This is a genomic window from Roseibaca sp. Y0-43 (assembly GCF_020667835.1).
GTDB lineage: Bacteria > Pseudomonadota > Alphaproteobacteria > Rhodobacterales > Rhodobacteraceae > Roseinatronobacter.
This window is the reverse complement of the sequence record NZ_JAFMPR010000001.1, coordinates 14,308-29,624: the sequence shown is the minus strand read 5'-3', so window position 1 is coordinate 29,624 and position 15,317 is coordinate 14,308. Positions and strand designations below refer to the sequence as shown.

General features: G+C 63.5%; 16 protein-coding genes. 11 read left to right on the top strand and 5 right to left on the bottom strand.

All coding sequences use genetic code 11. From position 1 onward, the window contains the following. Nucleotides 1-8: 8 nt before the first annotated feature. The 3 genes from phoB to J1C52_RS00160 form a co-directional block, all read right to left on the bottom strand. Nucleotides 9-701, bottom strand: a complete 693-nt coding sequence (gene phoB, locus J1C52_RS00170) for a phosphate regulon transcriptional regulator PhoB (protein ID WP_227425895.1) — start codon at nucleotides 699-701, stop codon at nucleotides 9-11. Nucleotides 702-707: 6 nt separating this feature from the next. Then, complete coding sequence (gene phoU / locus J1C52_RS00165) at nucleotides 708-1,415, bottom strand: phosphate signaling complex protein PhoU (RefSeq protein ID WP_227425894.1); 708 nt, start codon at nucleotides 1,413-1,415, stop codon at nucleotides 708-710. A gap of 61 nt (nucleotides 1,416-1,476) precedes the next feature. Beyond that, entirely contained in the window at nucleotides 1,477-2,508 is a 1,032-nt protein-coding gene (locus J1C52_RS00160; RefSeq protein ID WP_227425893.1) for an ATP-binding protein, read from the bottom strand. A 294-nt stretch (nucleotides 2,509-2,802) separates the two neighbouring features. Here J1C52_RS00160 and J1C52_RS00155 point away from each other — a divergent pair, with 294 nt between their 5' ends. From J1C52_RS00155 to J1C52_RS00140, 4 genes are read left to right on the top strand one after another with little or no spacing between them, the layout of a single operon-like run. Then, entirely contained in the window at nucleotides 2,803-4,227 is a 1,425-nt protein-coding gene (locus tag J1C52_RS00155) for a circularly permuted type 2 ATP-grasp protein (RefSeq protein ID WP_227425892.1), read from the top strand. 4 nt (nucleotides 4,228-4,231) lie between these two features. After that, nucleotides 4,232-5,173, top strand: a complete 942-nt coding sequence (locus tag J1C52_RS00150) for an alpha-E domain-containing protein (protein ID WP_227425891.1) — start codon at nucleotides 4,232-4,234, stop codon at nucleotides 5,171-5,173. A gap of 5 nt (nucleotides 5,174-5,178) precedes the next feature. Beyond that, complete coding sequence (locus tag J1C52_RS00145) at nucleotides 5,179-5,976, top strand: transglutaminase family protein (protein ID WP_227425890.1); 798 nt, start codon at nucleotides 5,179-5,181, stop codon at nucleotides 5,974-5,976. 28 nt (nucleotides 5,977-6,004) lie between these two features. Beyond that, complete coding sequence (locus J1C52_RS00140) at nucleotides 6,005-6,742, top strand: proteasome-type protease (RefSeq protein WP_227425889.1); 738 nt, start codon at nucleotides 6,005-6,007, stop codon at nucleotides 6,740-6,742. A gap of 79 nt (nucleotides 6,743-6,821) precedes the next feature. On the opposite strand, the gene J1C52_RS00135 is transcribed toward J1C52_RS00140, so the two are convergent. Continuing rightward, complete coding sequence (locus J1C52_RS00135; protein ID WP_227425888.1) at nucleotides 6,822-8,498, bottom strand: acyl-CoA dehydrogenase family protein; 1,677 nt, start codon at nucleotides 8,496-8,498, stop codon at nucleotides 6,822-6,824. 187 nt (nucleotides 8,499-8,685) lie between these two features. Between J1C52_RS00135 and J1C52_RS00130 the strand changes: the two genes are divergently transcribed. After that, complete coding sequence (locus J1C52_RS00130; RefSeq protein WP_227425887.1) at nucleotides 8,686-9,459, top strand: sulfite exporter TauE/SafE family protein; 774 nt, start codon at nucleotides 8,686-8,688, stop codon at nucleotides 9,457-9,459. Nucleotides 9,460-9,496: 37 nt separating this feature from the next. Here the strand turns inward: J1C52_RS00130 and J1C52_RS00125 are convergent, their stop codons facing one another. Then, on the bottom strand, nucleotides 9,497-10,069 hold the full coding sequence (locus J1C52_RS00125; protein WP_227425886.1) for an NYN domain-containing protein: 573 nt from the start codon (nucleotides 10,067-10,069) through the stop codon (nucleotides 9,497-9,499). Nucleotides 10,070-10,201: 132 nt separating this feature from the next. Here J1C52_RS00125 and folK point away from each other — a divergent pair, with 132 nt between their 5' ends. The 6 genes from folK (at nucleotide 10,202) to acpS (ending at nucleotide 15,270) form a co-directional block, all read left to right on the top strand. Then, on the top strand, nucleotides 10,202-10,756 hold the full coding sequence (gene folK / locus J1C52_RS00120) for a 2-amino-4-hydroxy-6-hydroxymethyldihydropteridine diphosphokinase (RefSeq protein WP_227425885.1): 555 nt from the start codon (nucleotides 10,202-10,204) through the stop codon (nucleotides 10,754-10,756). 77 nt (nucleotides 10,757-10,833) lie between these two features. Continuing rightward, nucleotides 10,834-11,199, top strand: coding sequence for a DNA-directed RNA polymerase subunit omega (rpoZ, locus tag J1C52_RS00115; protein WP_227425884.1), 366 nt, complete (start codon nucleotides 10,834-10,836; stop codon nucleotides 11,197-11,199). A gap of 43 nt (nucleotides 11,200-11,242) precedes the next feature. Beyond that, nucleotides 11,243-13,360, top strand: coding sequence for a RelA/SpoT family protein (locus J1C52_RS00110; RefSeq protein ID WP_227425883.1), 2,118 nt, complete (start codon nucleotides 11,243-11,245; stop codon nucleotides 13,358-13,360). Nucleotides 13,361-13,450: 90 nt separating this feature from the next. Then, the gene (locus J1C52_RS00105) at nucleotides 13,451-14,053 is read left to right on the top strand and encodes a DUF2062 domain-containing protein (RefSeq protein WP_227425882.1); all 603 of its coding nucleotides are present in this window, start codon (nucleotides 13,451-13,453) and stop codon (nucleotides 14,051-14,053) included. A gap of 63 nt (nucleotides 14,054-14,116) precedes the next feature. Continuing rightward, nucleotides 14,117-14,875, top strand: a complete 759-nt coding sequence (locus J1C52_RS00100) for a pyridoxine 5'-phosphate synthase (protein ID WP_227425881.1) — start codon at nucleotides 14,117-14,119, stop codon at nucleotides 14,873-14,875. Continuing rightward, nucleotides 14,872-15,270, top strand: a complete 399-nt coding sequence (acpS, locus tag J1C52_RS00095; protein ID WP_227425880.1) for a holo-ACP synthase — start codon at nucleotides 14,872-14,874, stop codon at nucleotides 15,268-15,270. Before J1C52_RS00100 ends, acpS begins: the two co-directional genes overlap by 4 nt. Nucleotides 15,271-15,317 lie beyond the last annotated feature (47 nt).

Sequence of the window (15,317 nt, the reverse complement as noted above, 5' to 3'; positions counted from 1 at the left end):
GCCGTGCGTCAGCCCATCGCGTAACCCGCGCCGCGCACGGTGCGGATCGGGTCTTCGCCGCCTTGGCTGAGCAGCGTTTTGCGCAAGCGGCCCACATGCACATCGACCGTGCGCGTGTCGATATAGATCTCGCGGCCCCAGACGCGGTCCAGAAGCGCCTCGCGGGTCCAGACCTTGCCGGGGCGTTCCATCAGCGCGCCGAGCAGGCGAAATTCGGTCGGGCCAAGATGTAGCACCTGCCCCTGACGCGTCACGCGGTGGGTGTCGGGGTCCAGCCGTATGTCGCCTACTTCCAGCGCCTGACCGGCGGCGGTCGGGCGCAGGCGGCGCAGGTTCGCGCGCACCCGCGCAATCAACTCTGCCACCGAATAGGGTTTGACGATGTAGTCATCCGCGCCGGTTTCCAAGCCGCGCACTCGGTCCGATTCCTCTGACCGGGCCGACACCATGATGACCGCCGCATCGCGCCCCGCGCCGGTGGCCTTGATCTGGCGGCACACTTCCAGCCCCGACAGGCGCGGCAGCATCCAGTCCAGCAAGATCACGTCCGGCCCCTGTTCAGCCACCGCCAGAAGCGCTTCGTCCCCGTCCTTGGCGGTCGCGATGCGGAAGCCCGCCGCTTTCAGGTTGTAGCTGAGAAGGGCAAGCTGGGCGGCTTCGTCATCGACGATCAGCACCAGCGGCGTGTCTGCGTCTGCCATGTGGTCTTAGTCCCTGGGTGCGGTAATGGTCGCCGTGGAATGCCCCTTGTCACGCTCGATCCCGGTCTTGCCTTCTGCAACGAAGATGACGTTTTCCGCGCCATGCGTGACCAGATCGCCCATGCGTTCGATATTCTTGGCGATGAACACGTAATGCAGGCAGGGCGTGATGTTGCGGGGGTCTTCCATCATATGGGTGATGAATTCGCGGAACAGGGCGTTCGTCATGTCATCGACCTCGACGTCGCGGGCGATGACGTCGCGCGCCAGTTCGGTGTCGTTGCGGGCGAAGGCGTCCAGCATGTCGGTCAGCATCTGGCCGACCAGCCGGGCCTGGCGGCGCAACGCGCCCGCCGCCCCTTCGATCATCGGGCTGCTGGCCAGAACCGGCACGCGCTTGGCCATGTTCTTGGCATAATCGCCCAGACGTTCCAGATCGCCCGCGGTTTTCATCACCGCCACGGCGGTGCGCAGATCGCCCGCTTGGGGCTGGCGCAGCGCCAGCAGGCGCACGACCTGATTGTTGATATTCTCTTCCGCCGCGTCGATGGCCTTGTCGCCATCGACCACGGTCTGGGCCAGTTCCTCGTCACGGGTTTCCAGCGCGCGGGCGGCTTCCAGAATGGCAGCTTCGACCTGTCCGCCCATTTTCAGGACACTCAGGTTGATCGCTTCCAGATCCTTGTCGAATGAGGTGACGATATGCGGGTTCATCGGTCTGGTCCTTTCGGTGCGGAAGGGGTAGCGCCACGATATGACGGTCGTGTGACAAATCTCAGCTTAACGGCAGAATAGTCTCGAATGTAGAGCCTTCGCCGGGATGGCTGCGAATAATCAGCCGCCCGCGATGGCGGCCAAGGATATGTTTCACGATGGCCAGCCCCAGCCCGGTGCCGCCGCTTTCGCGAGAGCGGGCGCGGTCCACGCGGTAAAAGCGTTCGGTCAGGCGGGGGATGTGGATCGGGTCGATCCCCTCGCCATGGTCGCGGATGGCCACGCGCAGCGCCGGCCCGTCCAGCCCCGGCAGTCGCGGCACGACATGGGCAGCGATTTCGATCTTGCCGCCATCGGCCCCGTATTTCAGCGCGTTCTCGATCAAGTTGTGATAGACCTGCACAAGCTGGTCGTAATCGCCGGGCACGGGCGGCAGGTCGTCGGGCAGGTCGCGCACGACCTCCAGCCCCGCCTGTTCGATCTGCGGGCGCAAGGCGGCGAGCGTCGCGTTCAGCACCATGTCGATGGCCACAGGGTCGCGCGGGCGGATGCGGGCGCTGGCCTCGACCCGCGACAGCGACAGAAGGTCCGACACAAGCCCGGTCATCCGCTCTGTTTCGGCCTGCATGATACGCAGGAATTCGCTGCGCGCATCGGGGTCATGCGCCGCAGCCCCTTGCAGCGTTTCCAGAAACCCCGCCAGCACGGTCAGGGGCGAGCGCAGCTCGTGGCTGACATTGGCCACGAAATCGCGCCGCTGCGCTTCGGCGGCTTCAAGGTCCGACGTGTCGCGCAGGCTGACGATGAATGTGTCGGCATCCATGCGGCGGGCCGTCACCTTCCAGTGGCGTTCGCTGCTGGCGTCAGAGGTGGCATAGGGCGCGCAGCCCTGCTCGGCGCCGTCGATCATGCGCTCCAGCAGGGCCGTCACCTCTGGCTGGCGCAGGATCGCGCGCAGTTGCGCGCCAAGAATGCGCTTTCCAAACAGCTCTTGCGCGGCGCTGTTGGCGGTTTGCACCGTGCCAGTCTCGCGCACCACGAGCACGGGTTCGCTAAAAGCTTCCAGCAGGGCGGTAAAGGCGGATGGCGACATGGCACGTTCTTCGGGCGCGAGGGGGGATTGTGCAACTGTTTCATGAAAAATTGTAACAGTTTCACGACAAAGGGCCGTGAATGTTCGGGCTGACAGGGGGCTGTCACCCGCCCTTTGCGGCCCGCGCGCCAAGCTTCGCTTTGACGAATGCCCAAAAACCGGGCAGGCTTCGCCAAGGAAAGGCGCAGCCCGAAAACACGGGCGCGGGGCATTTACAACCTTGTTGCGCTGGTGAACATTCGACTTGGGACAGGGCCGTATCGCGGCCCGCCCCGGTCGCAAAAGGGGTAAGGCATGGGTGAAAAGCCGGTTTTTGACGAAATGTGGGGGCAGGATGAAACCCTGCGCGAACCCTATCAGGGCTTTCATGACTGGTTCGCGGAAGAAGACATCTCTCGATTGCGCGCCAAGCAGCGCGAAGCCGAGGAAATTTTCCGCCTGACCGGCATCACCTTCAACGTCTATGGCCGGGCCGAAGCCGAAGAACGGCTGATCCCTTTCGACATCATTCCGCGCATCATCTCGGGGCATGAATGGACCAAGCTGTCACGCGGGATCGAACAGCGCGTGCGCGCGATCAACGCGTTTCTGCACGACATTTACCACAACCGCGAAATCGTGAAGGCGGGGCGTCTGCCGGAAGAAATGATTTCCGGCAACGAGGCGTATCTGCCGCAGATGATCGGCGTGCAACCGCCGGGCGGGGTCTATACGCATATCGTGGGCATCGACCTTGTGCGCACCGGTCCGGGCGAGTTTTTCGTGCTGGAGGACAATGCGCGCACGCCTTCGGGTGTCAGCTACATGCTGGAAAACCGCGAGACGATGCTTCAGATGTTCCCTGAACTCTTCTCGCGCAACCGGGTGCGCCCGGTGCAGAATTACCCCATCGACCTGCGCCGCTCGCTGGCGGCCTGTGCGCCAAACATGACCACCGACAAGCCCGTGGTCGCGGTGCTGACCCCCGGCATTTACAACTCGGCCTATTACGAACATGCCTTTCTGGCCGACCAGATGGGGGTGGAACTGGTCGAGGGGCATGACCTGCGCGTGATCGACGGTCGCGTCGCCATGCGCACCACGCGCGGCTATACGCCGGTCGATGTTCTGTATCGCCGCGTGGATGACGAGTTTCTGGACCCGCTGAATTTCAACCCCGACAGCGCGCTGGGCATTCCGGGGATCATGGATGTGTATCGCGCGGGCGGGATCACCATCGCCAATGCGCCGGGCACGGGCATTTCGGACGACAAGGCGATCTACAGCTACATGCCTGACATCGTCGAATTCTACACCGGCGAGCGGCCTTTGCTGCAAAACGTGCCGACATGGCGCTGCTCGGAACCCGATGATCTGGCCTATGTGCTGGACAATCTGCCCGATCTGGTGGTCAAGGAAGTGCATGGCTCCGGCGGCTACGGCATGTTGATCGGGCCGACCGCCAGCAAGAAGGAAATCGCCGCCTTCCGCGACAAGCTGAAAGCGCGGCCCGGCAATTACATCGCACAGCCCACGCTCAGCCTGTCGACCGTGCCAATTTTCGCGCGCTCGGGCCTCTCGCCGCGCCATGTGGATTTGCGGCCCTTCGTTCTGGTCAGCCCCGAGGGCGTGAAGATCACGCCGGGCGGGTTGACGCGAGTGGCGCTGAAGAAAGGCTCTCTGGTGGTGAATTCCAGCCAAGGCGGGGGCACCAAGGATACTTGGGTGCTGGAGGAGTAACGCGATGCTAGGTAAAACCGCAGGTGGCCTGTTCTGGATGTATCGCTATCTGGAACGCGCCGAAAACACCGCTCGCCTGATCGAAGCCGGTCAGCGCATCGCGCTGACGCGGCTGGAAGCGGGGGATGCCGAATGGACCTCTATCCTGCAAGCGGGTGGCGTGAAATCGGCCTTTGACGAAGAATACGAGGCGGTGACGCGCGACGCCGCGGTCGATTGGATGCTGCGCGCGAAGGCGAACCCGTCTTCTGTGCTGTCCTGCATCGAGGCCGCGCGCCACAATGCGCGGCTGGTGCGCACGGCGCTGACCGGCGAGGTCTGGGGCGCGACCAACGCGGCCTATATGAAAATCCGAGAGATGCTGGCGCGCAAGGTGTCCGAGCGCGACCTGCCCGAAGTGCTGCGCGAGGTGCGCCAGCACACCTCGCTGGTGCGCGGCATGACCCATGGCACCATGCTGCGCAACGAAATCTATGATTTCGTGCGCCTTGGCACATTTCTGGAACGCGCCGACAACACCGCGCGGATTCTGGACGTGAAATATTACGTGCTTTTGCCCTCTGTCAGCGCCGTCGGCACGTCGCTGGACAACGTGCAATGGGAAACCATTCTGCGCGCCGTTTCTGCGCGGGGTGGCTTCCGCATGGAATACGGCGCGGGCGGCGGCCCGGCAGAGATCACGGAATTCCTGGTGCTCAACAAGCGGATGCCCCGCTCGCTGGCCTTCTGCATCGGCAAGCTGCGCTCGAACCTAAGCTACCTGCATCGTGGGGTAGAGGGGCAGTTGCCGTCCATGGCGATGGTGGATCATCTGGAACGGCAATATCTGAGCCACGACATCGCCGCCGTGTTCGAGCGCGGCCTGCACGAGTTTATCGAGGATATCCTTGGCCAACTGGGGCAAATCGCCCGCCAGGTCGAGATTGATTTCCGCTTCTACGAGTGAGCCCCATGCGCCTGAAAATCGAACACCAGACCGTTTACTCCTTCGCAACCCCCATCAGCTATGGTCTGCAACAAGTGCGCAAGACACCGAAATCGGTGCGGTTTCAGAATGTGGTGCACTGGCAGACTCTGGTCGAAGGTGGGGTCAAGGAAGTGAGCTACGAGGACCATCACCACAACACGGTGGAGCTGCTCAGCTTCGCGCCCGGCACGACCAGCCTGTCCGTCACCAGCCGGGGCGAGGTGGAACTGTCCGACGATTCCGGGGTGGTCGGCCCGCATCGTGGTCCGGTGCCCCTCTGGCTGTATTTGCGCGAAACGCCCCGGACGCAGGCCAAGGCCGGGGTCCGGGCGCTGCTGCGCGACATTGGCGCTGCGGGCGATCTGTCGGGGCTGCATGACTTGTCCGCGGGCATTCGCGAGCGGATAGAGTTCGAGATCGGCGCCTCTGAATCCAGTTGGAGCGCGGAAGACGCGGTCGAGGCCGGGCGCGGCGTGTGTCAGGATCACACGCATGTCTTCATCGCCTGCGCGCGGCGGCTGGGCGTGCCCGCGCGCTATGTGTCGGGCTACCTGATGCTGGACGACCAGACCGCGCAAGAAGCGATGCACGCTTGGGCAGAGGCCTATGTCGATGGGCTGGGCTGGGTCGGGTTCGACGTGGCCAACAGCCAGTCACCGGATACCCGCTATGTGCGCGTTGCGACAGGGCTGGACTATACCGAAGCCGCACCTGTATCTGGGCGCTACGCGGGCGGATCGGCAGAATCGCTGACCGTGCGCATTGACGTCGCCCAACAGTAACGCCCACCCCTTAAAAGGAATATCGGCCATGACCTATTGCGTGGGAATGGTGCTGGATCGTGGTCTGGTCTTCATGTCCGACACCCGCACCAATGCGGGGTTGGACAATATCTCGACCTTCCGCAAGATGACGATCTGGGAAAACCCCGGCGAATGCGTCATCACGGTCATGTCGGCGGGCAATCTGGCGACCACGCAAGCGGTGGTCAGCCTGCTGGAAGAGCGCGCGAAATCGCCCGAAGAACGCACGCCCGCCTTGCTGGGGGTGCCGTCCATGTTTCAGGCGGTGCGCATGGTGGCCGATACCCTGCGCGAGGTGATCGGGCTGCACGCCAAGGCCGGAATGCAGGCGGAATCGACCTTCAACGCCACGCTGCTGGTGGGCGGACAGGTCAAAGGCAGCGCGCCGCGCCTGTTCCTTGTCTATCCGGAAGGGAATTTCATCGAGGCCAGCGCCGACACCCCCTTCTTCCAGATTGGCGAGACGAAATACGGCCGCCCCATCCTTGTGCGGGCGTTTGATGCGGGCATGAGCTTTGAAGAGGCGATGAAACTGCTTCTGGTCAGCTTCGATTCGACCGTGAAGGCCAATCTGAGCGTGGGCGCACCATTCGATTACCATTTCTACGAGGCCGACAGCCTGACGACGGGCCGCACCGGGCGCATTGCGCAAGATGACCCCTATTTCCAATCCGTGTCAGAGGATTGGGGCGACAAGCTGAAATCGGCACTCGACAGCTTGCCGGGCTATCGTTTCGAGGCGTAACCAGCCAACCGAGCCTTGGCCGCGCATGAAAAAGCCCCCCGCATCGCGATGCGAGGGGCTTTTCAATTTCTACAGACGGTTAGCCCAGTAGGCGGCGCGCGATGACCTGCGCCTGGATCTCGGCAGCGCCCTCGAAGATGTTCAGGATGCGCGCATCGCACAGAATGCGGCTGATCTGGTATTCCAGCGCGAAGCCGTTGCCACCGTGGATTTGCAGACCGTTATCGGCGCAAGCCCATGCCACGCGGGCGCCCAGAAGCTTGGCCATGCCTGCTTCCAGGTCACAACGACGCTCTGCATCTTTCTCGGCGGCGCTGAAATAGGTCAGCTGGCGCGCGATCATGATCTCCACAGCCATCATCGCCAGCTTCGCCGCGACACGGGGGAATTCGATCAGCGATTTGCCGAATTGCTTGCGGTCCTCGGCATATTGCATCGACACTTCCAGCGCGTTCTGCGCCACGCCGATGGCGCGGGCGGCGGTCTGGATGCGGGCGCTCTCAAAGGTCTGCATCAGCTGCTTGAAGCCCTGACCCTCGACGCCACCCAGCAGGTTCTCGCCCTTCACCTTGAAGCCATCGAAGCCCAGCTCGTATTCCTTCATGCCCCGGTAGCCCAGCACCTCGATCTCGCCGCCGGTCATGCCGGGGGTGGGGAAGGGGTGCTCGTCGGTGCCCGGCTCTTTCTCGGCCAGGAACATCGACAGACCGCGATAGTCATTCGTGTCGGGCACGGTGCGCGCCAGAACGGTCATGACATGGGTGCGCGCGGCATGGGTGATCCATGTCTTGTTGCCGGTGATCTCCCAGTCATCTCCCACCTTCACGGCGCGGGTGCGCAAGCTGCCAAGGTCAGAGCCGGTGTTGGGTTCGGTAAAGACGGCGGTGGGCAGAATCTCGCCCGAGGACAGCTTCGGCAGCCAATGCTCCTTCTGCTCTTGCGTGCCGCCGCAGATGACCAGCTCTGCCGCGATCTCGGTCCGGGTGCCAAGGCTGCCCACGCCGATATAGCCGCGCGACAGTTCTTCCGAGACGACGACCATGGCCGATTTCGGCATTCCCAGACCGCCGAATTCTTCCGGGATGGTCAGGCCGAACACGCCCATTTCGGCCAGTTGTTCGATGACCTCCATTGGGATCAACTCGTCCTTCAGGTGCCATTCATGCGCGTGCGGCGCGACCTGTTCGTCGGCGTAGCGGCGGAACTGGTCGCGGATCATCTCAAGCTCTTCGTCCAGACCCGACGCGCCAAAGGTCGCGCGGCCATGGTTTTCGCGCATCAGCTCGACCAGACGCATCCGCGCGGCGTTGTTGTTGCCGCTTTCGCGCAGGGTGCGCACGGCGTCGGTCTGGAATTCGGCCAGATCGGCCCAATCAAGGCCCATATCGGCCATGCGCACGATCTCGCCCTGGTTCATCGGGATACCGCCGGCGATCTGTTGCAGGTATTCGCCGAACGCGATCTGGTGGATGAGCGCTTCCATTTCGCCGAAACGGCCTTCGGCGTCCAGCTTCTCGGCCCAAGCCTGCATCTGGCGCAGGCTTTCGACATAGGTGGCCAGCCATGCAAGGCCATGCGCGGCTTGCTGGTCGGCCTCCAGTAGGGTGGCGTCGACCTTGCCGGTGGGGGCCGTGCGGGCGCGGACCGCGTCGGTGGCCTTGGCCAGCACCGCCTCTGCCGGGGCGATGGTGGCGCGGCTTAGCGCCAGCAGGTCCGGCAGCAGGGTGGTGGGCATCGTCTGACCGTCATGGGGCATGTTCACTCTCCGCGGTTGGTTCGGAATCGTATTCGCACTTGCAGCATGACATAGAGGCTTCGGAAGGGCAGAGCAAGAAAAATTCAAACTTTGGCATAAAGCTTGCCGAAAATGTCGCACCGCTTTTCCGGGGTGCAGCCCGGACGCCCTGCCTGTATACCACGGCTGAACCAAGGATTCACGGGCCATGCTGTCGTTTTTGCCAGATGCGTTGACCCCGGCGCTGATCGCGGGCGCGGGGCTGATCGCGCTCTTTGCCGGATTGATAAAGGGCGCGCTGGGCTTCGCGATGCCGATGATCATGATCTCGGGCCTTGGCAGCCTGATGCCGGTCGAACTGGCGCTGGCCGGGCTGATCCTGCCGACCTTGGTGACGAATTTCAGCCAAGCGCTGCGGCAAGGTTTGCCCGCCGCCTGGGGCTCTGTTCTGGCGCATTGGCGGATGCTGCTGGCCTTGGTCATCTGCCTGTTGGCCAGCGCGCAATTGGTGCCCTTCGTGTCGGAACCCGTCTTGCTGGCCGTGCTGGGCGGGCCGATCTGCGCCTTCGCCCTGTCGCAACTGGCCGGGTGGAAAATGGCAATGCCGGTCGCGCGCAGGCGGCACGGGCAATGGATCAGCGGCACGGTTGGCGGGCTTTATGGCGGGCTGTCGGGTGTCTGGGGGCCACCGATCATGGCCTATTTGATCGCGGTCGATACGGCCAAGCGCGACATGGTGCGTATCCTTGGCGTGGTGTTCCTGATCGGGTCATTCGCGTTGGTGGCCGGTCATGCCGGTTCGGGCATTCTGACCGGGCCGAGCATGGCGTTCTCGGCGCTGCTGGTCATTCCGTCTGTGGCGGGCCTGTTGGTGGGCTACCGCATTCAGGACCGGCTGGATGCCGACCGCTTCCGGCGCTGGACGCTTGTCATGATGGTGTTCCTGGGCCTGAACCTGCTGCGGCGCGCGGTGGGCCTGTAATTCAAAAGGCCCGCGCGGTGGCGGGCCTTTTGCCAGATTATTCGGCGTCGGCGCGTTCCGACTGCGCGTCGTAGCGCGGCTCACGCGGGGGGCGGCCGATGACCTCGCGCAGTTCGTCCAACTCGATGAAATTGTCGGCCTGACGGCGCAGTTCATCGGCAATCATCGGCGGCTGGCTGCGGATGGTCGAGACGACCGACACCCGCACGCCCTGACGCTGAAGCGATTCCACCAGCGGGCGGAAATCGCCATCGCCAGAGAACAGCACGGCATGGTCCAGACGCGGGGCCAGTTCCATCGCGTCCACCGCGAGTTCGATGTCCATATTGCCCTTGACCTTACGCCGCCCCATAGAGTCGGTGTATTCCTTGGCGGGCTTGGTCACCATGTTGTAGCCGTTATAGTGCAGCCAATCGACCAGCGGACGGATCGGCGAGTATTCGTCATTTTCCAGCAACGCGGTGTAGTAGAACGCCCGCAAAAGCTTGCCGCGGCGCATGAATTCCTGGCGCAGCAGCTTGTAGTCTATGTCGAACCCCAGTGCCTTTCCGGCGGCATACAGGTTGGAACCGTCAATAAAGAGCGCAAGACGCTCATCCTTGTAAAACATCCGTTTATCCTTAAGGGTGGCGTGAAGAATGGTGGGCCGGTTTGGCCTGTCTGGCTCAACCAGACGTTACACCCATTCGGTTAGCACATTCATAAGGGGATTATCGCGGTGAACGCGGCCGGATGCAATTCGATGTTATTGGCCATTGGCGCTAACCTGCCGGGGCATTCGGATAGTCCCATCGGACAGGTGCGCGAGGCCATCGTGCGGCTGCGCGATATGCTTGGTGTTTCCCTATCACAAAGCCGGCTTTTTCGCACGCCTTGTTTTCCAGCCGGAACCGGACCGGATTTCGTGAATGCGGCGCTTGCCTGCCAGACCAGCCATGATGCCCCGACCGTTTTGCGCCTGTTGCACGAGGTTGAAGCGCAGATGGGCCGCGAGCGCCACAACCGTTGGGGGGCGCGGGTGATAGACATAGACCTTTTGGCCCATGGTCAACAGGTCTTGCCCGATCTGGCGACATGGCAGCATTGGGCCGGGCTGGCCCCTGACCAGCAGGCGCGGCTGACCCCGGACCGGCTGATCCTGCCGCATCCGCGCTTGCAGGATCGTGCCTTCGTGCTGGTGCCGCTGATGGATGTGGCCCCCGATTGGGTGCATCCGGTGCTGAAGCGCAGCGTGCGGCAGATGCACGCGGCGCTGGGGGCGGATGAACTTGCCGAGATCAGACCCATCGCGGATTGATTCGGCCCTTGTCTTGTGCGGCTTTGGGCAGTAGAAGGCCCATTCCTGCCCCAAGTTTTCAGATGGAGTGCTCTCTCATGGCACGCGTGACAGTCGAAGATTGCGTTGACAAGGTTCCGAACCGGTTCGAGCTTGTGGCCCTTGCGGCGCATCGTGCCCGCGAGATCGCATCGGGTGCCGCGCTGACGGTGGATCGCGACAACGACAAGAACCCCGTTGTTGCTCTGCGCGAGATCGAGGAAGAGACCCAAAGCGCCGACGAGCTGCGCGAGCGCATGATCGAAAGCCTGCAAACCCAGATCGAGGTCGACCTGCCGGAAGACGACGACATGGCGCTGCTGATGGGCGGTGCCTCTGGCGCTGACAAGCCCGCCACCGATGACATGAGCGAAGAGCAGATGCTGCGCGCGCTGATGGAAGTTCACAGCCAGCAGAACGGGTAAAGCGCACCGCGCCAAGCCCGGTTGCCCGCCACATGAGGTGCCGGTGATCACCGTAGATGACCTGATCGCGCTGATCCGCAACTACAATCCCGGCTGCAACCAAGACCTGTTATGCAGGGCTTGGGCCTATGGCGAGGCCATGCATGAAGGCCAGTTTCGCCAGTCGGGCGAGCCGTATTTCACGCATCCGGTGGCCGTTGCCGCCATCCTGACCGAGATGCGGCTGGACGACGCGACCATCGTCACGGCGCTTCTGCACGACACGATCGAAGACACCAAATCCACCTATGCCGAGGTGGAACGCCTGTTCGGCACGGAAATCGTGGAACTGGTCGATGGCGTCACCAAGCTGACAAATCTTCAGCTTTCCTCGTCCGAGGCCAAGCAGGCAGAGAACTTCCGCAAGCTTCTGATCGCCATGTCGCGCGATTTGCGGGTGATCTTGGTCAAACTGGCCGACCGTTTGCACAACATGCGCACCATCCGCTCCATGCGGCCACAGAAGCAGGCCCAGAAAGCGCGCGAGACGATGGACATCTACGCCCCCCTTGCCGGCCGCATGGGGATGCAGTGGATGCGCGAGGAATTGGAAGACCTGTCCTTCCGCGTGCTGAACCCCGAGGCGCGCAATTCCATCCTGCGCCGCTTCATCACCTTGCAGCGCGAAGCGGGCGATGTGGTGCACCGCATCAGCAACGACATCCGCTCGGAACTGGATCGCGCGGGCGTCGAGGCCGATGTTTACGGCCGCGCCAAGAAACCCTATTCCATCTGGCGCAAGATGCAGGAGAAAGACCTCGCCTTCTCGCGCCTGTCGGATATTTACGGCTTTCGTATCATCACCGATAATGTGGCCGATTGCTACAAGGTGCTGGGCATCATGCACCAGCGCTGGCGCGCGGTGCCGGGGCGGTTCAAGGATTACATCAGCCAGCCGAAATCGAACGGGTATCGGTCCATTCACACCACGGTGTCGGGGCGCGACGGCAAGCGGGTCGAAATCCAGATCCGCACGCGCGAGATGCACGAGGTGGCCGAAGCGGGGGTGGCCGCGCATTGGTCCTACCGCGACGGCGCGCGCACCGAAAACCCCTTCGCGGTCGACCCGGCGCGCTGGATCGCCACGCTGACCGAAGGCTTGCAGAACGAAGAAGACCACGGTGCCTTCCTTGAACATGTCAAGCTGGAGATGTATTCGGATCAGGTCTTTTGCTTCTCGCCCAAGGGGGATGTGATCCAGCTTCCGCGCGGGGCGACGCCGTTGGATTTCGCCTATGCGATCCATACGCGGATTGGCGACAAATGCGTCTCGGCCAAGGTGGACGGGCTGCGCGTGCCGCTCTGGACGCGGCTGCGCAACGGGCAATCGGTGGTTATCATCACCGCCGAAGGGCAGCGTCCGCAGGCAAGCTGGATCGACCTTGTGGTCACGGGGCGCGCGAAATCCGCCATTCGCCGCAGCTTGCGCGAAGAGGATCGCGAACGCTTCGTGCGTCTTGGCACGGAATTGCTGCGCGCGGCCTTCGACGCCATTGGCCGCGAGATGACCAGCAAGGCCATCGCCACCGCTGCCCGAATGCTGGGCGTCGCGTCCGAATCCGAGCTGCGCGCACAGGTCGGTTCGGCAGAGATCAGCGCGCGTAAGGTGGTTGGCACGCTGTATCCGGAAATGGAGGCGATAGAGCCAGAGGTCGATGCCAGCCGCCCCGTGATGGGCCTGTCCGCCGACCAGTCCTTCCGCCGCGCGGCCTGTTGCCAGCCCTTGCCCGGGGAGCGGATCGTCGGCATCACCTATCGCGGCAAGGGCGTGGTCGCGCATAGCATGGATTGCGAGGCCTTGGCCGAATTCGACGACCAGCCCGACCGCTGGGTCGACCTGCGCTGGCAAGAGGGCACGCACCCGCCGGTCTACGAGGTGACGCTGGAGATGACCATTTCCAACGATGCCGGTGTGCTGGGGCGGGTGTGCAGCCTGATCGGAGAGCATAAGGCCAATATCTCGGACCTGCGCTTTCTGGATCGCAAGCCGGATTTCTTCCGCCTGAGCGTGATGGTAGAATTGCGCGGCGTCTCGCATCTTCACCAAGTCATGACGGCCCTTGAAGCAGAGACCGCCGTGGCGCAGATATCCAGAGTGCGCGATCCGTCGCAACGTCCGTAAAATGCGCCCACCACCGGGCGCGAATCCAAGGGTTTCCGGGTGGTTTTCAAACGACGCAGCCCCCGTTCGTTTCTTCAGTGGCTGAAGAACATGGCCTATCCCGATGGGGGATGGCAGCGCGCGGGCAGCTATGTCTGGCACCGTCTGCGCCGCTTGCCCGACACGCCGGAACGCGTGGCCAAGGGCATCGCGGCGGGCGTGCTGGTGTCGTTCCTGCCGCTTTTCGGCTTTCACTTCCTGTCGGCGGCGGCGCTGGCATGGGTGCTGCGCGGCAATATCCTCGCCTCGCTTCTGGGCACGTTCTTCGGCAACCCGTTCACCTTTCCGCTGATCGTGGTCAGCGCCATGGAAACCGGCAGCCTGATCCTTGGTCGGGGTCACATGGTCAACCCGCGCCGGGTGATGGACGGGTTCGGTGATGTCTGGCACGAAATCTGGGCCAATCTGCACGCCATCGTAACGCCTGCGCGGGCGGATTGGGACGGCACGCGCGCCTTTTTCGCCGATGTGTTCCTGCCCTATATGCTGGGGGGCATCATCGTCGGCAGCGTGGTCGCGGTGGCGGCCTATTTCGTCTCGCTCCCCGTGATCCGGGCCTATCGCGCGCGTCGGCAGCGCAAGCTGCAACAACGGTTTGAACGCGCGCGCCGCGCCGCCGGGCAGGCCAAGGCCGAAACGGGCCGGGGCAAATGAGCGCGGGGGCATTGAGTTTGACGCGCCCGGCAGTATGTTAGCCTCAACTGATCGAGGATAGTCATGACAGCATCCGCCACGACCCGCCGCTTGCGCCTTGGGGTGAATATCGACCATGTCGCCACGCTGCGAAACGCGCGCGGCGGGGCCATGCCCGACCCGGTGCGCGCGGCGAAGCTCGCGCAGGCCGCAGGGGCCGACGGGATCACGCTGCACCTGCGCGAAGACCGCCGCCATATCCGCGATGCCGATCTGCCCGCGGTGCAACAGGCGGTCGATATTCCGATCAACCTGGAAATGGCCGCAACGGACGAGATGGGCCGCATCGCGCTGGCCCAGAAGCCGCACGCGATCTGCATCGTGCCGGAGCGGCGCGAAGAACGCACCACCGAGGGCGGGCTGGAGGTTGCGGGCGATGAGGCCCGTCTGCGTGACTTCATCGCGCCGCTGGCTGCCGCCGGCAGCCGCGTTTCGCTGTTCGTGGCCCCGGACGAGGCCCAGATCGAAGCCGCCGCGCGTGTCGGCGCGCGCGTCGTCGAATTACACACCGGGGCCTATTGCGACTATTGCGACGCAGGCGACAGCGCCGCGCGCGACGAGGAATTGCGCCGCCTGTTCGTTGCCGCCACCCTGGCCGATGAGTTGGGGTTGGAAGTGCACGCAGGCCACGGGCTGAATTTCGACAATGTCGGCCCGATTGCCGCGATCCCGGAACTGGTCGAGCTAAATATCGGGCATTTCCTGATCGGAGAGGCGGTGTTCATCGGTCTGGACCGTGCGATCAAGGAAATGCGCCGCCTGATGGACCTGGCGCGCGAATGATCTTGGGGATCGGCAGCGATCTGGCCAATATCGAACGGATCGAAGGCACGCTTGCCCGTTTCGGCGACCGCTTTCGCCACCGTGTCTTTACCGAGGCCGAACTGGCCCGCGCCGCGCGTCAGGGCGACACGCCCGCCGTTTATGCCAAGCGCTGGGCCGCGAAAGAGGCGTGCTCGAAGGCGCTTGGCACCGGGCTTGCGATGGGCATCGCGTGGCGCGACATGTGGGTGAGCAACCTGCATACCGGCCAGCCTGTCATGCATGTAGCGGGCTGGGCCGAAGAGCGGTTGCGCAAGATGACCCCGGACGGGCACCGTGCGGTCATCCATGTCACGCTGACCGACGATCACCCTTGGGCGCAAGCCTTCGTGGTGATCGAAGCGCATCCTGTGTAATTCACGGCGACGCACAGAAAGGACGCCCCGAAACGGGGCGTCCTCCG